The 21981-nt window shown below is 40.6% G+C and carries 19 protein-coding genes; 9 read left to right on the forward strand and 10 right to left on the reverse strand.

Features of this window, described 5'->3' with window-relative positions; all coding sequences use genetic code 11:
- Nucleotides 1-36: 36 nt before the first annotated feature.
- Nucleotides 37-1017 (reverse strand): cation diffusion facilitator family transporter, encoded by a 981-nt coding sequence (locus tag BC659_RS10395; protein WP_133474692.1) that lies wholly within the window; start codon nucleotides 1015-1017, stop codon nucleotides 37-39.
- Between the two features lie 110 nt (nucleotides 1018-1127).
- On the opposite strand from BC659_RS10395, the gene BC659_RS10400 reads away from it, so the two are divergent.
- The gene (locus BC659_RS10400; RefSeq protein ID WP_133474693.1) at nucleotides 1128-4391 is read left to right on the forward strand and encodes an amidohydrolase family protein; all 3264 of its coding nucleotides are present in this window, start codon (nucleotides 1128-1130) and stop codon (nucleotides 4389-4391) included.
- Between the two features lie 58 nt (nucleotides 4392-4449).
- Here BC659_RS10400 and BC659_RS10405 read toward each other — a convergent pair whose 3' ends face one another.
- Genes BC659_RS10405 through BC659_RS10415 form a run of 3 tightly spaced genes read right to left on the reverse strand, consistent with a single transcriptional unit; the run spans nucleotide 4450 to nucleotide 7146 of the window.
- Nucleotides 4450-4860 (reverse strand): OsmC family protein, encoded by a 411-nt coding sequence (locus tag BC659_RS10405; protein WP_133474694.1) that lies wholly within the window; start codon nucleotides 4858-4860, stop codon nucleotides 4450-4452.
- Nucleotides 4861-4889: 29 nt separating this feature from the next.
- Complete coding sequence (locus BC659_RS10410; RefSeq protein ID WP_133474695.1) at nucleotides 4890-5612, reverse strand: superoxide dismutase; 723 nt, start codon at nucleotides 5610-5612, stop codon at nucleotides 4890-4892.
- A 31-nt stretch (nucleotides 5613-5643) separates the two neighbouring features.
- Entirely contained in the window at nucleotides 5644-7146 is a 1503-nt protein-coding gene (locus BC659_RS10415) for an LptF/LptG family permease (RefSeq protein ID WP_246027121.1), read from the reverse strand.
- A 33-nt stretch (nucleotides 7147-7179) separates the two neighbouring features.
- Between BC659_RS10415 and BC659_RS10420 the strand changes: the two genes are divergently transcribed.
- Entirely contained in the window at nucleotides 7180-7800 is a 621-nt protein-coding gene (locus BC659_RS10420) for a hypothetical protein (RefSeq protein ID WP_133474696.1), read from the forward strand.
- On the opposite strand, the gene BC659_RS10425 is transcribed toward BC659_RS10420, so the two are convergent.
- The gene (locus tag BC659_RS10425; protein WP_133474697.1) at nucleotides 7782-8165 is read right to left on the reverse strand and encodes an START-like domain-containing protein; all 384 of its coding nucleotides are present in this window, start codon (nucleotides 8163-8165) and stop codon (nucleotides 7782-7784) included. The genes BC659_RS10420 and BC659_RS10425 overlap by 19 nt on opposite strands.
- A gap of 290 nt (nucleotides 8166-8455) precedes the next feature.
- Here BC659_RS10425 and BC659_RS10430 point away from each other — a divergent pair, with 290 nt between their 5' ends.
- From BC659_RS10430 to rimM, 5 genes are all read left to right on the forward strand, one after another.
- Nucleotides 8456-9328, forward strand: a complete 873-nt coding sequence (locus BC659_RS10430; RefSeq protein WP_211340764.1) for a sigma-70 family RNA polymerase sigma factor — start codon at nucleotides 8456-8458, stop codon at nucleotides 9326-9328.
- A gap of 87 nt (nucleotides 9329-9415) precedes the next feature.
- Nucleotides 9416-10738 (forward strand): signal recognition particle protein, encoded by a 1323-nt coding sequence (gene ffh, locus BC659_RS10435; protein WP_133474698.1) that lies wholly within the window; start codon nucleotides 9416-9418, stop codon nucleotides 10736-10738.
- 51 nt (nucleotides 10739-10789) lie between these two features.
- Nucleotides 10790-13009: a T9SS type B sorting domain-containing protein gene (locus tag BC659_RS10440; protein WP_133474699.1), complete on the forward strand. Its 2220-nt coding sequence runs from the start codon at nucleotides 10790-10792 to the stop codon at nucleotides 13007-13009.
- Between the two features lie 109 nt (nucleotides 13010-13118).
- On the forward strand, nucleotides 13119-13583 hold the full coding sequence (gene rpsP, locus BC659_RS17090) for a 30S ribosomal protein S16 (RefSeq protein ID WP_133474700.1): 465 nt from the start codon (nucleotides 13119-13121) through the stop codon (nucleotides 13581-13583).
- Nucleotides 13584-13739: 156 nt separating this feature from the next.
- Nucleotides 13740-14264: a ribosome maturation factor RimM gene (gene rimM / locus BC659_RS10450; RefSeq protein WP_133474701.1), complete on the forward strand. Its 525-nt coding sequence runs from the start codon at nucleotides 13740-13742 to the stop codon at nucleotides 14262-14264.
- Between the two features lie 162 nt (nucleotides 14265-14426).
- Here rimM and BC659_RS10455 read toward each other — a convergent pair whose 3' ends face one another.
- The 3 genes from BC659_RS10455 to BC659_RS10465 form a co-directional block, all read right to left on the reverse strand.
- Complete coding sequence (locus BC659_RS10455; protein WP_133474702.1) at nucleotides 14427-15053, reverse strand: DinB family protein; 627 nt, start codon at nucleotides 15051-15053, stop codon at nucleotides 14427-14429.
- 207 nt (nucleotides 15054-15260) lie between these two features.
- Nucleotides 15261-15854 (reverse strand): Crp/Fnr family transcriptional regulator, encoded by a 594-nt coding sequence (locus tag BC659_RS10460; protein WP_133474703.1) that lies wholly within the window; start codon nucleotides 15852-15854, stop codon nucleotides 15261-15263.
- A gap of 10 nt (nucleotides 15855-15864) precedes the next feature.
- Nucleotides 15865-17307, reverse strand: coding sequence for a S41 family peptidase (locus tag BC659_RS10465; RefSeq protein WP_133474704.1), 1443 nt, complete (start codon nucleotides 17305-17307; stop codon nucleotides 15865-15867).
- A gap of 106 nt (nucleotides 17308-17413) precedes the next feature.
- On the opposite strand from BC659_RS10465, the gene dinB reads away from it, so the two are divergent.
- Nucleotides 17414-18577: a DNA polymerase IV gene (dinB, locus tag BC659_RS10470; protein ID WP_133474705.1), complete on the forward strand. Its 1164-nt coding sequence runs from the start codon at nucleotides 17414-17416 to the stop codon at nucleotides 18575-18577.
- A gap of 98 nt (nucleotides 18578-18675) precedes the next feature.
- Nucleotides 18676-19953 (forward strand): metal-dependent hydrolase family protein, encoded by a 1278-nt coding sequence (locus BC659_RS10475; RefSeq protein ID WP_133474706.1) that lies wholly within the window; start codon nucleotides 18676-18678, stop codon nucleotides 19951-19953.
- Between the two features lie 97 nt (nucleotides 19954-20050).
- Here BC659_RS10475 and BC659_RS10480 read toward each other — a convergent pair whose 3' ends face one another.
- The gene (locus BC659_RS10480) at nucleotides 20051-20758 is read right to left on the reverse strand and encodes an RluA family pseudouridine synthase (protein ID WP_133474707.1); all 708 of its coding nucleotides are present in this window, start codon (nucleotides 20756-20758) and stop codon (nucleotides 20051-20053) included.
- A gap of 90 nt (nucleotides 20759-20848) precedes the next feature.
- Complete coding sequence (locus tag BC659_RS10485; protein ID WP_133474708.1) at nucleotides 20849-21919, reverse strand: pseudouridine synthase; 1071 nt, start codon at nucleotides 21917-21919, stop codon at nucleotides 20849-20851.
- Nucleotides 21920-21981 lie beyond the last annotated feature (62 nt).

The raw sequence follows: 21981 nt of genomic DNA on the forward strand, positions 1-21981 counted from the left end.
ACTTGTGTTTTTGCAGCCGAAATTGTGCCGCATTCTTTATAACTGGTGCTTTTTATCTGACAGGATATTCTCAAGTGTCCATTTAATTTTTTGTTCGAATGGGTGTTGTCTTTCATGACAGGCCTTATTACAGATTCTGCAGCTAAAAGGTAAACAGCCATCCGTATGTACAAATAATTCAATGGAATCGCCAAACTCCTGCCTGATTAATGCAGAAAGATCATCGATTTCTTTATGGGCCTCATGAATGTTCAGGTACCAGGGTACTGTGAGATGACAATCTACATGTAATAAACTGCCATATTTAATGACCCGAAGGTTATGAAGATCTACCCAGTTTTCATTTCGCTGGTTATTAAGTACTTCAATAAAACGGCTGAGTATTTCCATATCGGCTTCATCCATAATACCGGCTAATGAGGAACGTATAATTTTGTAACCGTTATAAATAATCAGCAAGCTCATGCCAAAAGCTATGACCTTATCAAGCCAGTAAAGTTTTGTTAACAGTATGATGATTAATCCTGCAATAATGGCAAGGGTAGAATAAGTATCAATCTGCAGGTGTTTGCCACTTGCCTGTAGCGCCAGTGAATGATTCTTTTTACCTATACGCAGACAGATACTACCCGCTGCAAAATTAATGAGGGCCGTAGCACCTATCAACCATAAGCCCGTATCTAACTGATGAATAGGTTCATTGCGAAGAATATTGGTTACTGTTTCATAGATAATCAGGATACCGGCCGCTACAATCAATCCTCCTTCGAAAGCTGCGGAAACAAACTCGGCCTTTCCATGTCCATAAGGATGTTCAAGGTCTCTGGGCTTCGCAGCTATATATAGGCTATACAAGCCTATAAAACCTGCAATAACGTTTACAATACTTTCAAGTGCATCTGATAAAATTGCCAGTGAGTGGGTAAAATAGAAAGCAATAATTTTTGCAAAAAAAAGTACCACACTCAGAACGGTAATCCAGAATTGTACCCTGAAATTTTGCTGTGCGGCAGTCACTTATTTTTTTATAAAGGTACTATTCTCTTTAAAGATAACAGAGCCAAGTTTTCACTTTACTTCTCTCAGGCGCGCTTCTTTATGTATCTTTCATCATTAAACCACTAACTATGCTTAAAGCCATATGTGTATCTGTTGCTCTCCTGAGTACAGTAATACTTCAGGCCCAAGAGAAATCTGCCCCTAAATGGGATGTTAACAACCCGCCGGGACCCACCAAAGAAATCAGTTTTCCTGTGAGTGAAGGAACATGGATGAATCTGGATGTTTCACCAGATGGAAAGGAGATTGTTTTTGATTTACTTGGCGATATTTATTCAATGCCTGTTACAGGCGGTACGGCCAAATTACTTCGAGGTGGTCATGCATTTGAAGTGCAGCCAAGGTATAGCCCAGACGGCACAAAAATTTTGTATACTTCAGATGCAGGCGGGGGAGATAATATTTGGGTAATGCAACGTGATGGCAGCAATCCCATACAGATTACAAAGGAGACATTTCGTTTATTGAACAATGCAGCATGGATGCCGGGAGGTGAATACATTGTGGCACGGAAACATTTTACTTCTACTCGTTCATTGGGTGCAGGAGAAATGTGGATGTATCATATTAGTGGTGGGGGCGGATTACAGTTAACGGTTCGTAAAAATGATCAACAGGATGTAAATGAACCAGTGGTATCTCCAGATGGACGATATGTGTATTTCAGTGAGGATATGTATCCAGGCGGCCAATTCCAGTATAACAAAGACCCGAATAATCAAATCTTCGTTATCCGGAGGCTCGACAGAGAAAGTGGCCGTATTGATAATATTACCGGAGGTCCGGGTGGCGCCGTTCGTCCGCAACTGTCTCATGATGGTAAAACACTGGCATTTGTAAAAAGAGTAAGAACAAAAACAGTTTTATACCTGCGAAAACTGGAAACAGGCGAAGAGTGGCCTGTATTCGACGATTTATCAAAAGATCAGCAGGAAGCCTGGTCGGTATTTGGTTTGTATACAGGATTTAACTGGATGCCTGATGACAAGGAGATTGTAATATGGAGCAGAGGTAAGATTATACGGATTGATATTAATGGAATCAATAAATCTGTGAATATTCCATTTACAGTAAATGTGAAACAGAAAATAGTTGAAGCGGTTCGCTTTCAACAAAATCTGAATCCGGAAAGTTTTGATGTAAATGTTATCCGTCATGCAGTTACTTCTCCGGATGGGAAATGGCTGGTATTTAATGCGGCAGGTTATTTATGGAAAAAAGAACTACCCAATGGTAAAGCTTCACGCGTAACTACAGGAATTGATTTTGAGTATGAGCCCTCTTTTTCCCCAGATGGTAAAGCCATCGTGTACACAACCTGGAATGATGAAAATAGCGGAGCCATATACAGTATGGGTATGAATGGCGGTAATGCTAAAAAAATAACGACTGCGAAAGGGATTTACAGGCAACCCTCTTTTTCTCCTGATGGTAAATGGATTGTTTTCAGGAAGGAGAGTGGTAGCGATGCCCTGGGGCCGGCTTTTACAGCCTTAACAGGTACATTTATGATGCAGGCTGATGGATCATCAGGAGAAAAATTAGTGACCCAGCGTGGCGAGCAACCCAGATTTAATGGCAACGGCACCCGCATTTATTATGTATTGGGCGGCGGTATGAACAGGCAATTTGCGAGCTGTGATTTATCTGGTAATGATGAACGGATTCATTTGCGAAGTACTTATGGAAGTCAGTTTACCGTATCGCCCGATGATCAATGGATATCATTTATAGATTTGCACGAAGTCTATATCGCAGCATTCCCTATCACTGGTAAAACAGTTGATATTGGTGCAAATACCAAAGATTTTCCTGTTCGTATTGTGTCAAGAGATGCCGGTATTAACCTGCATTGGTCGGCCGATAGTAAAAAACTGAATTATACATTGGGTAATCAGTATTTTACGATACCCTTACAAGATAGGTTCGGCTTTATCACTAATAAATCAGAAGCTGATTTTAAAGTGCCTGAAAAAGGTATTGATATTCAGGTGACACTTCCTGTCGATAAACCTTCTGGTATGATTGCTTTTACCAATGCTACCATTATAACGATGAAAGGTGATGAAGTTATTACCGGTGGAACCATTCTGGTAGAAAATAATATCATTACTCAGATAGGAAAGAGTGTAAAAATTCCTTCAGGCGCTAAATTAATTGATTGTAAAGGGAAGACCATTATGCCGGGTTTTATTGATGCGCATGCGCATGGAAGTCATTTCCGTTCGGGTATGTCGCCGCAAAAGCACTGGCCTTATTATACCAATATGGCTTACGGAGTAACTGCTATGCATGATCCATCGGCAAATAGCGAAATGGTTTTTGCACAAAGTGAAATGGTGAAAGCGGGTGTTATGACCGGACCCAGGGTATTTTCTACGGGTACAATTTTATATGGTGCAGATGGTGATATGAAAGCTGTTATTAATTCAATTGATGATGCACGAAGCGCACTAAGAAGAACAAAGGCATTTGGTGCTTTCTCGGTAAAAAGTTACAATCAGCCTCGTCGGGAGCAAAGGCAAATGATTATTCAGGCAGCAAGAGAATTGGGAATGGAAGTAGTACCGGAAGGAGGATCTTTCTTCTTTCATAATATGACGATGGTAATGGATGGACATACAACCATTGAGCATAATATTCCCGTTGCACCTTTGTATAATGATGTCATCAATCTGTGGAAAGCATCCAAAACCGCTTATACGCCTACACTGATTGTGAATTATGCAGGGGTGAGTGGTGAATATTACTGGTACCAACATACCAATGTATGGGAAAAAGAAAGATTGCTTCGTTTTACACCCCGTACTGTGATAGATACACGCAGCCGGCATAGAACCATGCTCCCGGAAGAGGAATATAAAAACGGACATATCTTAACTTCAGAAAGTGCAAAGAAGCTCAATGATAATGGCGTTCCTGTAAACATCGGAGCTCACGGACAAATACAGGGTATTGGGGTACATTGGGAGATATGGATGATGCAGCAGGGCGGAATGGGTAATCTGCAGGCATTGAAAACTGCCACTATTAACCCGGCACAAAGTTTAGGTTTAGACAAATGGATTGGTTCTTTGGAAACCGGCAAACTAGCTGATTTAATTGTACTGGATAAAAATCCACTTGAGAATATCCGTAATACAGAGTCTGTAAAATATACAATGGTTAATGGAAGGTTGTATGATGCTGATTCCATGAATGAAATCGGCAATACCAATAAGCCACGTAGTAAATTTTATTGGGAACAGATAAAAAATGCAGCAGCATTTAGTTTTCCATGGGCAACAGAAACAGCTATCGAAACAGAAACCTGTTCATGCGGTAAACACTAATGCCGGATAATTGATATAAAAGAAAAAGGTCTTGTCATAATAACAAGACCTTTTTCTTTTATATCAATTCTACTTTATAGTTAATTGGACAATGTTTCCCGAGCATGGCGGAAATACCGCAGTATTTTTCGTGGGAAAGGCTGACTGCTCTGGTGAGTTTATCGATATTGTCGGCTGCTATATCGCATCGATATACCATGTCTATAAATTTGAAAACTTTGGGGTGATCATCTGTTTGTTCAGCAGATGCTTCAATTTCAAGTTTGGTGAAAGGGACTTTCATTTTATTGAGTATTTCAACCACATCTATACCACTGCAACCGCTCAGAGAACCCAGCAGCATTTTTTTAGGATTCATACCGCTACCCGATCCGCCATTTTCAACAGTTGTATCAATGCGTACGGTCTGACCCGTATCAGCTGTAACATCGAATGCCAGTGTCTGCACCCATTTGGTTGTAACTTTCATTGTATTTTCTTTTAGTAATCTTTCAGATCTTATTTCTTCATTCTTGCTGCTACTACGTCCCAGTTAACAACATTCCACCAGCTATTGATATAATCCGGTCTTCTGTTCTGGTATTTCAGGTAATAAGCATGTTCCCAAACATCAAGTCCGAGTAAAGGCGTACCCCAGGTTTCACTGATATCCATCAAAGGAATATCCTGATTGGCTGTTGATACGATGGCAAGTGCATTATCACTATTCACTATTAACCATGCCCATCCGCTTCCGAAACGGGCTTTCGCAGCATCGGCAAACTGGGCTTTAAAAGCTTCCAATGAACCAAAAGATTGGATAATAGCATTACCCAGTTGTCCGGAAGGCGTTGCCGATCCGCCGGGCTTCATGGTTTGCCAGAACATTTCATGATTAAAATGTCCTCCTGCGTTGTTACGCATTTTCGTTGAATATTTTGATATGTTCCTTAGTACGGACACCAGTGTCGAAGAAGAAGTATTTACGCCTTCTGCAGCGCAGGCTTCACCCAGGCTTTTTGCATATGCCGCAGCATGTTTGCTATAGTGAATCTCCATGGTAAGTGCATCAATAGCTGGTTCCAAAGCATTATAGGTGTATGGGAGTGCTTGTTGCTGAAATTCATTGCCAGCTGTAACACCTGCGGTTAGGATTGAAGGTGCCGTGGCTGCCAAACCCACAGCAAGGCCTGCTTTGCCCGTTGTTTTTATAAAATTACGGCGTGAAGATGATTGGCTCATGTGATGTGGTTTTATAAGTAATGAATATAGGCTATAGCCTATGGTCTTTTTCTTTCCTAAAATTATTCCAAATCTTATGTAATCGTGTAAAAGTTCTGTAATAAAACTCCTGATTGAATAATTGAGAGTCGCGCATGGCTTTAAAAGTGAGAAAAGCACCAATGGGTATCAATACAATGGTAGATAACCACATGCCTTCCATAGGAGAAGCCTGACCTGATTTGACAAATTTCTCACCAAATGTGTTGAACAGGTGGAATAATACGAAAAAGATAATGGCAAATACCAACGGTGTTCCCAATCCACCTTTGCGGATAATAGAACCCAATGGTGCTCCGATCAGAAATAAAACAATACAGGCTACCGAAAGCGTGAATTTTCTGTGCCATTCAATTTCATGTAACTGAAGAGACTTATATTTTTCTTCATAATCAGAAGCCAGAAAACTCATATTACCCTTAATGCTGTTTAACTGACCCAGCGAACCATCAATAATACTTTCACGAAGCGAATCGGGTAGGAGGGCATCAAAGGTTTTTGCAGTTTTGAGTAAAGCTGTATCTACTTTAATCCAACCAGTATCTTTTGCGTAGCGTGCAAATCTTACATAAGGTGTAATTTCTGTTCTGGCTTTTCTGGTATAAAAACTGTCTATATGTTCCAGTGAATCAATGGCTGAGTTGAGCTGTCGTAAGCTCAGCATTTTCGGATCGTAGAATGCGCTATCACCGGATTTATTCATCTGAAAACTTTTCAGATCAAATACTTTTTTATACTCTTTGAAACCCAGTCTGATAAATTCAGTATTGGTAGTGCCTCTGGAGCCTCTTTCTTCAAAGCGCCAGCCATTTTTTAAGATGAACTCAAGAAATTTTTTGTCGGGCGTAATACGCATGATACCCGATTGGGCCATCAGCATATTGTCTTGCAGACCATAGTTTTTTTCAAATAAAACGATATCATGAATGACACTATCATTTTTTTCTTTTTTGCCCAGTTTAATTACATAGCCATCGAGTTTATCATAAAAAACACCTTCTTTGATATCAATCGCTGGTTTGGAAACAATGATATCATATTTTAAAGAAGCCAGTTTAAGTTGTGTTACCGGTATGATGTTGTTAGAAAAAAGAAAGGCGAGTCCGCTCAGAAAAATAGTAATTACAAAAAGGGGGCGCATAAACCTAAGCAGGGGTATACCGGAAGCTTTAATGGCTACGAGTTCAAAACTTTCGCCCAGGTTTCCAAAAGTCATGATGGAGGAAAATAACAAAGCCAATGGCAATGCCATAGGTACCCAGAATAACATTACGAGCCCTACCAGTTTCATTACGGTAAAGAAATCAAGTCCCTTACCCACAAGATCATCAATGTACAACCAAAAAAACTGCATGGTGAGTACAAATAATGAAATGGCAAAAGCTGCCAGAAAAGGCCCGATAAAAGAACGAATGATAAGTATGTCGAGTTTTTTGAGCATGGGATAGGTGAGTAGTGAGTAGTGAGTAGTGAGTAGTGAGATTTTTTTACTCACTGCTCACTACTCACTACTCACTATCTTTAATACATGTTACCCACAAAACTAACACTTTCAGCAGAGGAAAGATTATTGATGATGGATACCCGCTTTATTTTAACAAAGAATGCGGTGTTACAGAAAATGGAGGCTTTGTTGGGCGCACTTAGTGAAACCATACGTGAACAGGTGCAGAAATGGGCATTGGATCAAACAACTGCTTTCGTACTCAGCCCCAAAATAGCTAGGGGCGAACAGTATCAGGAACTGCCCTGGCTCATGCTCGATTACCCGCGCTTATTTACCAAAACAGATACCTGTGCCATCCGTTGTTTTTTCTGGTGGGGTAATTACTGGAGCGTCACACTTCAACTGGCAGGTGCTTATCTCGATAACTGCCGGGAGGAATTAGAGGCATTTGTAAACCGTAATGAAGGACAGGAAAACTGGTATCTTTCCGTTGGAACAGACCCATGGGTACATGAATTGGATGGGGATGCCTATGTTAAAACAGGTAATATCGATGCTTCTTATTGGACAGAAGAAAGAAGCTTTATCAAGCTGGCAAAAAAAATCCCACTGGAGCAGTGGGATAATATATTTCCGTTACTGGAAACAAATATGATTTCCTTGTTAAGTATGCTGCAGCAGACTCAGGCACCTAAACGGTGAAATAATTCTTTCACCTGGTATTCCCATAACTGACTCTGATCCTTGATCTCATTTTTTTCTGCGAAATCTTTAATTACCAGAATGGTCTGATTGGAAATTTCGGTTTTTTCAATCCGGAATTCAAAGTATTCATTTTTTTCAGTGTGTAACCAATGAAAACGAATGAATTTGTCCTGTTCTGAGTCAAGAATAGATGCTTTATCGGGTGCACCACCACTCCATGAAAAACTGTATACACCTTCCCATTCATCAACTTTATCTGCAAACCACTCCTGAAGACCTGCCGGTGTGGCCAGAAATTCAAAAAGAATGGCTGGGGAACATCTCACTGGAAACTCTAACGTAAATAACTGCTTTTTGCTCATTACTATCTTTTAACTACCATCAATCGTAAGGCTGCAATAATATTAAATAATCTATACCCTCCAAATGTTTTTTTGGTGAACTACCGGGTTTTTGAATGGTGTTTTTTTTATAAATGCGTGGATGGTTTATAAGTGACTGTTTTTCAGCAAGTTGTGGCGAATGTTTTTTTTGATAAAATATGAAAAATGCTTAAATTGCTGTGAAGACAGGAACAGACGCCAGCACAGGAGAGATATCCTTATCTCAGTTTTATCTGATAACCCTAACATACAACCAAAACTGTTTCCACATGAGTATGCGTCAACTCAAAATCACTAAGTCGATTACCAATCGTGAATCGCAGAGTCTTGAGAAATACCTGCAGGAAATTGGAAAAGTAGACCTGATCAGTCCGGAAGAAGAGGTACAACTGGCTATGCGAATAAGGCAGGGAGATCAGCGTGCACTTGATAGACTGGTAAAATCGAATCTCCGCTTTGTGGTTTCTGTAGCCAAACAATACCAGAACCAGGGGCTTACCTTACCTGACCTGATTAATGAAGGAAATTTGGGATTGATCAAAGCCGCTTTACGTTTTGATGAAACAAGAGGTTTTAAATTTATTTCCTATGCGGTATGGTGGATCAGACAAAGCATATTACAGGCCCTGGCTGAACAAAGCCGTATTGTAAGGCTACCTTTAAATAAAGTAGGACTTACCAACCGCATCAGCAAAGCCTATCAGTTACTGGAACAGGAGTATGAACGTGAACCTACTGCACAGGAACTGGCCGATTTACTCGAATTGAGCATTGAAGAAGTAGCCGCCACCATGAGTGTGGGCTTCCGCCATGTGAGTATGGATACACCCCTGTCAGACGGGGAAGACGGCACACTGATGGATGTGATGGAAAATCCCAATGCTGATAAAACCGACGAACACCTGGTACACGACGAATCACTCCGGCTGGAAATTGAAAGAAGCCTGAAAACGCTTACGGAAAGACAAAAAGACGTGCTTTGTTTTTTCTTCGGCATTGGAGTCGATAATCCACTAAGCCTGGAGGATATTGGGGAACGTTTTAACCTTACCCGTGAAAGGGTACGGCAGATTAAGGATAAAGCCATTACCAAGCTAAGAAGTACCAGCAGGTGCAAGCACTTGAAAGTGTATCTGGGATAACCAAATCCGTACTATATTTGCAACGCATAAAGTGAACCTCAGATTGGTTCACTTTTTTAATGGGTGTAAGTCCAGAAATCGTGAAATATGTTCCAGAATCTCTCAGAAAGATTAGAGTCAGCGTTTAAAAACCTCAAGGGTGAGTCGCGTATTAATGACCTCAATATTGCGAATACAGTTAAAGATATCCGTCGTGCATTGATTGATGCGGATGTAAACTTTAAAATAGCCAAAGAGTTTACCGATAAAGTAAAAGACAAAGCCGTTGGTGAAAAAGTAATCAATGCCATCAGTCCCGGCCAGTTGATGGTAAAGATTGTGCAGGATGAACTCACGGAACTGATGGGTGGAACAGAAGCTGCATTCAATGTTACCGGTAATCCGGCGGTGATACTGATAGCAGGTTTGCAGGGAAGTGGTAAAACCACTTTTACCGGTAAACTGGCCAGTTACCTGAAAACAAAAAAGGGGAAGTCGCCATTGGTGGTGGCTGCAGATATCTACAGACCCGCGGCGATTGACCAGTTAACCGTATTGGCAGAGCAGGTAGGCGTGGATATTTACAGTGAACGTGAAAATAAAGATGCTGTAGCGATTGCCCTGAATGCCATAAAAGAAGCGAAAACAAAGAATAAAAATGTAGTCATCATCGATACGGCAGGTCGTTTGGCAGTAGATGAAGTGATGATGAAGGAAGTGGCAGATATTAAAGCGGCGGTAAACCCAACTGAGATCTTATTTGTGGTTGACTCCATGACGGGTCAGGATGCAGTGAATACGGCAAAGGCATTTAATGACAGACTTGATTTTTCCGGTGTAGTATTAACCAAGCTGGATGGAGATACAAGAGGTGGTGCTGCTTTATCGATCAAATACACGGTGAATAAACCGATTAAGTTTGTGAGCAGTGGTGAGAAACTGGATACGCTCGATGTGTTTTATCCTGAAAGGATGGCGCAGCGGATTCTGGGTATGGGTGATATTACTACGTTGGTAGAAAAAGCACAGGCCCAATATGATGAAGTGCAGGCCAAAAAACTGGAGAAAAAAATCCGTAAGAACCAGTTCGATTTTCAGGATTTTCTTGATCAGTTACAGCAGATCAAAAAAATGGGTAACCTGAAAGACCTGATGGGTATGATACCCGGGGTAGGTAAAGCAATAAAAGATGTAGATATTAATGATGATGCATTTAAAGGTATCGAGGCCATCATCAGCTCTATGACACCTCATGAAAGAGCCAATCCGGATGCACTAACACCATCCAGAAAAAACAGGATTGCAAAAGGCAGTGGAAAAGATATTGCGGAAGTGAATGCCTTTATGAAACAGTTTGAACAGATGAAGCAGATGATGAAGATGATGAACAATATGCCCATGGGTGGCAGGTTCCCGGGTATGCGTCGATAAATTATACGGCCCATACAACATTCTTCCTTTGGGTAGTGTCATAACCAGACTATGATTCGTATGCGGCTACTGGTTTTTATATCTTTCTTACTCAGTGTATTCCTAAGCCATTATCAGGTAAATGGGCAAAGTGCCATATTGGTAGCATCTGATGGCAAATTTTATGATTTTGATATTGTAAATGGTGTCTGTAGAACTACTGAAAAAACAAACATCTGCAATCTCAATGTCAGAGGTTTTTCCGTGGCCCAATACAAGAACAAATTGTACTACAATACAGGAGCCGGAGACTTATATGAAACAGATTTACAAAATCCGGCTCTCTGCAAACTAATGAGTGTCAGAACAACAGGAGCAAATGCCATGACTACCGATAAAAATGGCACACTGTACTGGGTGTCTGGTAATATATTATTCAGGCTTCCGAATGGCTGGACAAATGCAGAATTACTGGGAGTCATGCCTTTTAATGCCGCCGGTGACCTGATTTTTTATGGTGACAAATTACTCATGGCTGCAGATAATAATGGACCTAACCGTAATTTCTGTCTTGTGGAAGTGAACATTACTTCTCCTGGCGATAGTAAAGTGTATATGGAAACGCCTGGATATAATATTTACGGCATCATGAATATTTCCAACGGCTGTAATGAGAACAAAGTGTATGTTACTTCCAATAGTTTATTTGGTACAGGAAGCGATATCGTTGAGTTGGATATGGTAAATAAAAGATTAGTAGGTGTTTTTTGTACTGTGCCATTTCAGGTATTTGATGCTGCAAGTATCACAGAAAGCGGAGAATTAAAAGGGATCAATATCAATAATATTGCAGTGAAACCGGAATGTGCCAATGCCGGCCTTGGTGAGATAACCGTTGCGGCAACCAGTGCATCAGCATCTTCCAAACTCTTTTTTTCTTACAATAACAATCCTGCAACAGAGTCTGCTGTGTTTACTAACCTGCCCACAGGCAACTATCCGATTCGGGTTACCAGTTCAGACGGATGTTTAAAAGATACATTTGCTATAGTATCTTATGTAGACAGGCTCAAGGTAAGCATGGCAACCGTTCCCGATACCTGTGGTGCTTTGAAAGGTTCTGTAAGCATCAGTAACCTGAGCAATCATACCGGTATGCGCTTTTCGCTGGATAATGCAGCATATGTAGCAGGTAACATATTTAATAATCTTGGTGCAGGTAGTAAATCCTTAAAAGTAATTGAGACCAATGGTTGTGTGCTGGATACAAATTTTACAGTAGGTACTTTTCAGCCCCCCATACCTGTAAACTCGTTAAATATAACCAGCGCCAATTGTACAAACGCAGATGGCTCGATCGTGATTAACTATGCAGCAAATACCAATGTACAGGGCGCCAGAATTAATGGAGGTGCTGTTCAAAATTCGAATCAGTTTAGCAATCTGGTGTCAGGAACTTATCAGTTACAAATCATTACTACCTCTTGTATTTATGATACTACGGTGATCGTGCCCTTAAAAAGTACCGTTGCACCAACAGTTACTTATATCGCCAATGGGCCTGATTGCGGTACCAAAGCAAACGGATCCCTTCAAATTAATCTTACAGGTACGGTAGCACCTTATACCTATAGCTTTAATAATTCAGCTTACACTACCAATACCAGTTACCAGCAACTGGCACCCGGTAATTATCCTGTGGCAGTTAAAGATGCGCAAGGCTGTATTTTTAGCGGATCGGCTACCATTCCTCCTTATGTAGCCAAGCCGGTAAATGTTCAATTCAATACCATACCTGCGGATTGCTGGCAGGGTGCAGGTAAAGTAACCGTAAATGTAAGCGGTACGGAAGCACCTTATTTTTATCGTATTAACCAACGCTCATTTCAGGCAGGTCAGCAGGCCCAGGGAATACCTGCAGGTACCTATATGGTACAGATCAGCAATGGGAACAATTGTCTGATAGACTCAGCACAGGTTACCGTAACCACCCAGAATACACCCGGTGTTATTTGTGATACTGTGTATGTTCCCACCGCATTTACCCCCAATGCGGATGGTAAAAATGATGAATTGCGCCCCACCGCCGGATCTGTCATTAATAATTTCATTTTCAAGGTGTATAACCGGTCTGGGCAGGTTGTTTTTGAGACCCGGGAGCCCGGGAAAGGCTGGAATGGTCGTTACAAGGGTCTGGAACAGCCTCAGGGGGCTTATGTATGGACTTTTTCTTATATCACAGCTTCCGGGATAGCTAAAGTATGGAAGGGTACAGCGGTTTTGATACGGTAACACTATCTTAACTTTTATATAAGAACAGGCTTTGGATATATACGTGTAAACACTTATTTTTGCCGCCTGATTCACCCTATTTCTTAACGCCTATAAATTTCTATTTAACATGGCAGTAAAAATGAGATTACAGAGACACGGCAGTAAAAAACGCCCTTTCTACTTCATCGTAGTGGCCGATGGCCGTGCTCCAAGGGATGGTAAGTTCATCCAGAAGATCGGAACTTACAATCCGCTGACTGTTCCAGCAACTATCCAGTTAGACCGTCAAAAAGCACTGGAGTGGCTGAATAAAGGTGCTCAACCCACCGATACAGTTCGCAGAATTCTCTCTTTCAAGGGAGTGTTGTACCTGAAGCACCTTTTAAGAGGTGTGAAACTGGGTTTGTTTGATGATGCTACCGCTATGACCAAATTCCAGGCATGGCACAATGAGCACGAAGCAAATATTACCCGCCGTAATGAAGAGCACAGAAAAAACCAGCGTGCAAAAAGAGCGTACACACCTGTTGTAAAAAAGGTGGAAACCAAAGCTGAAGAAGCTGCTCCTGCTGAAGGATCTACTGAAGCTTAATAACGTTGCGTTCAACATACTCCAAAGAGGCCCCGATAGCAATATCGGGGCTTTCTTTTTGATATCAGATGGCAGATCTCAGATTTGTTTGTATTTATAGTATAAATCTGAGATCTGCCATCTGACATCCTCAAATTCCTATCTTATTTTTGCCCAATGGAATCATACATTCACATTGGTCGTATTGTAGCAAGTTTTGGATTAAAGGGAGAAGTAATCGTGCAACATGCATTGGGCAAAAAAACGGCCTTTAAAGATGTGAAGGTTTTGTTTGTGGAAGAACAAAAAGGATCTTACCTGCCTTATTTTATTGAAAGCTCTAAAGCAAAGGATCACGATGAAATGTATGTGAAACTGGAAGGTATTGATACCAAAGAATCGGCCGCAAGAATCAGTACCAGAAATGTATGGTTAAAAGATGCGGATTTTCGAAAACTGGCAGGTAAAACATCACCTATATCTTTATTGGGGTATACCGTTATTACAGATGAAGATGAAAACCTCGGTCCTGTAGAAGAAGTAATTGAACAGCCACACCAGGTATTATTAAGACTCACCCTCGATGGTAACGAAGCATTGATACCCTTACATGAAGAAACCCTGGATGGAATAGACCATGAAAAAAAAGTAATCCACGTGGTATTACCAGATGGATTACTTGATATTTACAGGGGGCAATAGCTAATGGCTTATAGCCTATGGCCTATAGCATATGGTTTATGGCAGATAGTTCAATATATACAATAAGCTGATAGACTATAGCTAATGGCCAATAGTATATAATTTAAAGTAGATAGTTTAATATACGCTATAGGCTATTACCCATAAGCCATACGCTATATGTTATCTCGCAAGTTTCTTCAGATCAAAATCGATCACTCTTGTTGTACTTACTGCATTCGCTGCCTGTAGTGCTCTTTCGGCCTGAAGTATATGTCTGTAATGATGTGCTATAAAAAACAGCAAAGTATCTCCCAGTTTCAGCTTCACCAGTTTTGAAATAGAGATGGCACAACTTGCCTTATTCAGGTCAACGTCCTGGGCAGCTTCCAGTAAGTTTAAGAGTCGTTCCTGCTGTTCAATAAATTCAGCAATCACTTTATAGCTGTCTGTATTACTTTGCGGATAATGATCTTTAGGGGATGACATTTTTTTGGTAACCGTACCATCATTACCCGGCATCATCAATTTGGTAAAATAATTGCCCAGCCAGCCAGCTTTAAAATGTGTAGCAGGTCCGTATCCCTTTTCTTTGGCTTTTTTAATAGCTTTTTCTATTTCAGGCAGGTAAAAACGTCCATAACTGTTCAGGTGCTCAAGGCATTGCGTAGCACTCCATTTCTCCGGGGCTGTTTTATAGCCAAACTGGCTATGTCTGATCATCTGCCATTCGCTGATGGCTTTGTTTAAAAATGATTCTGTCTGTTCCTGTAACTCAATTAAGAGTTTGCTTGATGGATAGGTCGGCATTGTATTTTATTTTTGTTATAGCAAAGCTGCAACAGCCAGCTGTTTAAAATCTTGGCGCAAACCAAGATTTTTGGAATGGTGAATGGTGAATGGTGAGTAGTGAGTAGTCAGTAGTCAGTAGTCAGTAGTCAATGCTGAATATAGGCCACTAAATTACTCACTACTCACTCTATTCTCATTAACAATTGACAATTCACCATTCACCATTCAAAGCCTCACCCTCCCAAGCAATTTACTAAAGGTAGTAGCATCAATTCCTAAATAAGAAGCGAGGTATTTATGCGGAATCAATCTTAGTACATGCGGACTTCGTTTGAGGAGTACTTTGAATTTCTCTTCAGCCGAAAAACATTGTAATTCAATCTGTCTCTCCAAAACGCCGGCGAGTGAGAAAGCAGTAGCTTTTCTGATCAGGGTTTCGAAATTATGGTAACGTAACATCAGATCATTTACCTGTTGATAGGTGGTTCTGATAAATTCACTAGCGGTAAGTGTTTCCAAAAAATAACGTGATGGGGTTTGTGTTAAGAAAGAATCTGCTACGCCTGAAAAAGAAAAAGGGTAAGTGAAAACAATCGTAGCCTCTTTTTCATCATCGCCAGCATAAAAAGCCCTTTGTACGCCTTCTGTTACAAAATATAAGTACCGTTCTGTTTCGCCTTGTTTGGTAAGTATGGTTTTTCTTTTCGCAGTATAGGGTTGCCAGCAGTTCGCAAAATCATCCCATTCATGGTCCTGTAAAGGATGAATGTTATGGCAGAATTGCCTTAGTTCCGTTAAAGTGTTACGATCGGTATTCAAAATCGGATCATTAGTTTAATATCCAATTTACGGCTGTTTCCAATACCCTGTCTTTTTTCTGTCTGAGATCGTTGGCATTCGGTTTTACGATAACATCCGGAACAACGGGTCCAAAATCCTTTTCATCCTTATTGGCCCTGGTAAACATTTTTGTAGAACCCCTGGCAATGATATAACTATTGGGTAACATGAAATTGAACATCTCACCAAAATCATTCGGTGATTCGCCCGTAGGTTCTCCAAAGGTTTTAGCCAGCTGATAACTCACTACACCATCTGCCAACATATTGGCACTTGAAAAAGTACCTGTGCCAATCAGAAAAGCCACTTTTCCGGAAAAGAAAGGTTCTCTGGCCTCGGGCTGTGTTAACTGCTGGTTGATGTAAATATAGGTATCGCCATCTTTCTGGCTCATATAAAACCTGTTGTCTGCTTCATTATAATTTGTCTGTCCTTTCAGAAAGGTTTTATAGGGGGCACTTATTTTCCATTTCATCCCACCGGCCAAAATATAAGGCTTTCGGTTAAAGTATCGAATCAGCAATTCTCCCAGCTGAGAATCTCCGCCACCATTTTCACGCAGGTCAATAATTAATCCTTTCGCACTGCTGTCTTTTAATTGCTGGAAAGTTTCATCGAGAAATTTTTCAAAAGGTTCCGCTTTATCGTTGCGCATACTTCTGTAATTGAGGTATCCGATCTGGTTCGTTAAAAAACGAAATTCATAGGGCTTATTGCCCTGGCTATTCATTTTGGCGGCCAGAGCACGATTGATACTATCGGCCTGTGCTCTTGAAAAACCAGCTACTGTAACGCTTCTCTTTTCTCCATTTTCTTTAATGGCTTCGATCTGAAATGGACTATGAATACCATCCAGAAATAAAAGCTTCCGGCTGTAAAAACCTACCTGTTCATATTTCCAGGTATCCAGACCACCAAATAATTGCAGGTATCGTTTATTGAGTTCTTCAACTGTGATACCATTTATACTTACAATGCGGTCATTCATTTCCAGCTGCTGAGCAGCACTCAGATCATAAGAAATACGCCATGCATCTTTTTCTGCTTTCCGGATCATAAAAGGGAAACGTAAACTGTTATTATACAGGCTATCTGTAATACGACTGCTTACCAGACCCAGATGGCCCTCATTTAAGGCAGCACTAAGTTTACTGAATAGAAAAACGATTTGAAAATGATTCAGGCTATCGCTGTATTCATTGAGTAACTGGTTGCCTAAGGCAGTTAATTGCTGTTTGCTTATAAAATGATAGAGATTAACATGTGAGGCTTCCATGGTTTCCAGCCAGAAAGTAACATCATTGCGTACCTTTTCTTTGGCAATTTTCTGATAATAGAAACCAGCCGGATGCTTTTCTTCATAGGCAATAGAGGGTTGACTCACTGCTGCGGTTGTTACTATTGATAGAAAAAGGATGATCAGGATTTTCATCTGAGAAATTTAAGGGTCAAACGTACAAACACCGGTCATTGTTACAATCACATAAATGGGGGATTGTTAGCAAATGGGCGAACTTAAATTTTTATCTTAGCTTCTGATGGCCGATCCGCAACGATATATAGCGCATTTTGATCTCGACTCTTTTTTTGTAAGTGTAGAGATGCTCAATGACCCCTCTTTAAAAGGGAAAGCGGTTATTGTGGGAGGCTCACGCGATAGAGGGGTGGTTACTACCTGCAGTTATGAGGCACGTAAATTCGGTGTAAAAAGTGCTATGCCTATGAAAACCGCAATGCGGTTATGTCCGCATGCTATATTGGTTCGGGGAACCAGAGGTGAGTATAGCCGTTATTCGCGTTGGGTAACAGAAATTATTGCCGCCAAAGCACCTTTGTTTGAGAAGGCTTCTATTGATGAATTCTATATAGACCTTACAGGTATGGATCGTTTTTTTGATCCCTATCAGTGGACCATCGATTTACGAACAGAAATTATTGAAAAAACACAGTTGCCCATTTCATTCGGTCTGGCTACGAATAAAATGGTTGCTAAAATAGCAACGGATGAAGCAAAGCCCAATGGATACCTTTTTATAAAGCCTGGTATGGAAAAGGCTTTTCTTGCGCCACTACCTGTCAGCAAATTTTCAGGTGTGGGAGAAAGCACTTTCAAAACCTTACAGTCGATGGGTATTCATACCATCAAAGATGTTAGTGAAACAGCCATAGAAGTACTCGAGAAGAAATTGGGTAAATGGGGAACGGATCTTTGGTATAAATCTCAGGGTATACATGAAGGGCAGGTACATGCTTACCATGAGGCCAAGTCTATATCTACAGAAAATACTTTTGAAGAAAACAAGACGGATGTAAATTTTCTGTTGAGTGAGCTAGTTCGTATGACGGAAAAAGTGGCGTATGAGTTGAGGCAGGATGATAAACTCACCGGATGTATAGCAGTCAAAATACGCTACCCCGATTTTGAAACTACTTCACGCCAAACTACCATTGATTATACTTTACGGGATGATGAGTTGATACCTGTAGCTATCGATCTTTTTCATAAACTATACCGTAAAGGGCAACCGGTACGGTTATTAGGCGTTCGTCTGAGTGAGCTTACTAATCATGCGGTACAGGGGAGTTTATTTGATGATGCTGAAAAGAAAAATGAACTCTATAAAGCGATTGATGATGTGAAAAATAAATTTGGCAAAGCATTACTTCAAAAAGCCAGAACGGTGAAGAAAAAAGAGGGTTGAAAGTGTAGGCTCAGTACACTGTATTTATTCCTATGTAATGAAAATTTCGGAGTAAAAAACATTCTGTATCTTACTACATAAAATAGTAAAATTTCACCATGAGAAAAATGTTATCCCTCATTGTAGGCGTATTGATATTATCAGCAGCCACATCACAGCGAAATGTGATTCATTGCGGACAGATGGTAGATGTAAGAAATCTTCAGCTGCTTAAAGAAATGACCATTATTACAGAAGGTAATAAAATTGTTGATGTGCTGAAGGGTTATGCAGTAGCAGGAGCTGGGGATAAGGTGATTGACCTGAAATCGAAAACTGTAATGCCGGGTTTAATTGATATGCATGTGCATATGGAAAGTGAAACCAATCCAGGTAAATACATGGAAACCTTCACTTTTAATCCTGCAGATTATGCGTATCAATCTGTTGTTTTTGCAGAAAGAACATTAATGACAGGTTTTACTGCTGTACGGGATCTGGGTGGAAGTGGCGTGAATATTTCTTTGCGTAACGCCATTAACAAAGGATTGATTAAAGGACCTCGTGTATATACTGCCGGAAAATCGATTGCGACAACCGGTGGGCATGCTGATCCCACTAATGGATACAGAAGAGATCTGATGGGCGATCCTGGTCCGGAAGCGGGTGTGGTAAATGGTCCGGATGAAGCCGCTAAAGCAGTGCGTCAGCGTTATAAGGAAGGCAGTGATGTCATTAAAATAACTGCATCGGGTGGTGTATTGAGTGTGGCCAAGAGCGGTGAGAATCCACAGTTTACAGAAGCAGAAATCAAGGCAATTGTAGCCACTGCAAAAGACTATGGTTTTAAAGTCGCTGCACACTGTCATGGTACAGAAGCCATGAAGCGTGCGGTAAATGCAGGTGTGAATTCTATTGAACATGGTACTTATATGACGGAAGAAGTGATGGAACTGATGAAAAAAATGGGAACCTATTATGTTCCTACAATTACTGCAGGAAGATCAGTAGCAGATTCAGCAAAGAAACCTGGCTATTATCATGAACTGGTAACACCCAAAGCATTGGCTATTGGCCCAAAAATTCAGGGAACATTTGCCAATGCCTATAAAGCGGGTGTCAAAATAGCTTTCGGTACAGATGCAGGTGTATATGCACATGGTAAAAACTGGCTTGAGTTTGTGTATATGAATGAGGGCGGTATGTCCGCTTTGGAAACCATTCGCTCAGCTACCTTATATGCCGCTGATTTATTAGGGGATGACAGAATCGGCGTAATTGAAAAAGATAAGCTGGCAGATATTGTTGCGATTGATGGCGATCCGGTAAAAGATATCCGCTCTATGGGTAAAGTAAAATTTGTAATGAAGAATGGAGTGGTGTATAAACAGGAATAGGGAATAAGAAATATCAAATAAGGAATAAGGAATAAGAAATAAGGAAGTAGAAGATTAATCCTTTCTCATTTCTTATTCTTTATTTCTTGTTTCTCTGTTATTTTAGTTTTCTCAACTGCGCCAGCATAGCCCGCAGGTCTTTGGGTAATTCGGCTTCAAGCTCGAATTTTTCTCCATTCAGACTAAAACTCAATTTGTGAGAATGAAGTGCCAGTCTGCCCATCAACGGTCTTTCCTCTTCATCATGCTTTGATAATTTGAATTTCTTCTTTAAAGCAGATAACAAAATAGGAGCGGGATCACCGTATAACTCGTCGCAAACGATCGGGTGTCCCAGGTGTTGCATATGAACACGTATCTGGTGTGTACGGCCGGTATGAATCTGAAATTGCAGCCAGCTGTATAATCGAAAACTTTCCAAAACAGTATAGTCAGTAAGAGAAGCTTTACCTTTTACATGCGTGATCATTTTTCCGGTCTTTCCGGGATGCTCCATAATAGAAGCGTCAATACTACCGGTTTCATTGATCAATTTACCATGAACCAGACCCAGGTAAAATTTCTCTACATCCCTGCCTTCAAATAATTGTGAAAGTTGTTTATGCGATTCTTCGTTTTTTGCAAAAACAATGATACCACTGGTATCTTTATCCAAACGGTGAACGGTATAAATATTTTCATACCTGGATTTCAGGATATCTTTTAACGAAAGTTCCTGTCCTAAACGATCTGGAATACTCAGTAGACCGGATGGTTTATTCACTGCTACAAAAAAATCGTTTTCAAAAATAATATCGGGGCGCATGGTAGGTGTTAGGTATTAGGTGTTAGGCATTAGGTGTTAGGGTTTATGGAGTTGTTTTTTCTAATACCTAACGCCTAACCCCTTTCAATTTTACTTGGCTTTTCTTACGAAAGATTTATTCATAAACTTCAATAACCTCACTTCTTTCTCATTCAGGAAGCGCCACTTGCCACGGTCAACATTCTTTTTGGTGAGGTTGGCAAACATGACGCGATCAAGCCCTTTCACATCATAGCCCAGGTGTTCAAATATGCGACGAACGATACGGTTGCGGCCACTGTGTATTTCAATGCCCACAATATTTTTTTGTTTATCGTCGGCATAACCAACTGAATCGGCTTGAATAAAGCCATCTTCCAGGGTAATACCACTTACAATGGCTTCAAGGTCTTTTTTAATAACAGGTTTATCTAGTGTAACCTCATAAATTTTCTTTACCTCAAAAGATGGATGGGTAAGTTTTTGTGCGAGTTCTCCGTCATTGGTAAGAATGAGTACACCGGTTGTGTTTCTATCCAGGCGACCTACCGGATATACTCTTTCCGGTGTGGCGTTTTTAATAAGGTCTAAAACCGTTTTACGTCCTTGCGGATCATTGGCTGTAGTAATATAATCTTTGGGTTTATTGAGCAGGATGTATACCGCATTTCTTTGCAGAAATACCTGTTTGCCTTTTACGATTACTTTGTCTTTACCGGAAACTTTATAACCGGGTTCAAATACCTTATCGCCGTTTACGGTTACTTTACCTTCTTTAACCAGTTCTGCCGCTTCTCTTCGGCCGCACACACCTGCATGTGCAATAAACTTATTCAAAGGCATCTGCTCATCTGAACCATTACCCTGAACAGGAATATTGGGAGCTATTGCATCTTTCGCTGAATTCTTTGATTTTGTATCGGGATATTTTTTTCCAGCCTTTTGGCTCGTAGCTCGCGACTCAAAACCCGTAGCTTTTCCCTTACCTGTAGTTTGTGGCCTGAAACTGGTAGCTTTCTCCTGCTCGCCTCTTATTTTCTCTATCTTCTTCTTCCGCATTTCTTCACCTGCGGCTCTGGCTTCGGCTTTTATTTTCTTTTTTTCCTGGCGAAACGCTTCTTTAATGGCACTGCCTTTTTTCTTACTGGCAAACTTGTCGAAATTGTCGGTTCTTTTTTTCATTTTTTTTGATTTACTGTTTTACAACAGGAGGAATGGAGAGTATAAGCTGAAAGCTTTCTTCT

This window comes from Sediminibacterium goheungense, assembly GCF_004361915.1.
Lineage (GTDB): Bacteria > Bacteroidota > Bacteroidia > Chitinophagales > Chitinophagaceae > Sediminibacterium > Sediminibacterium goheungense.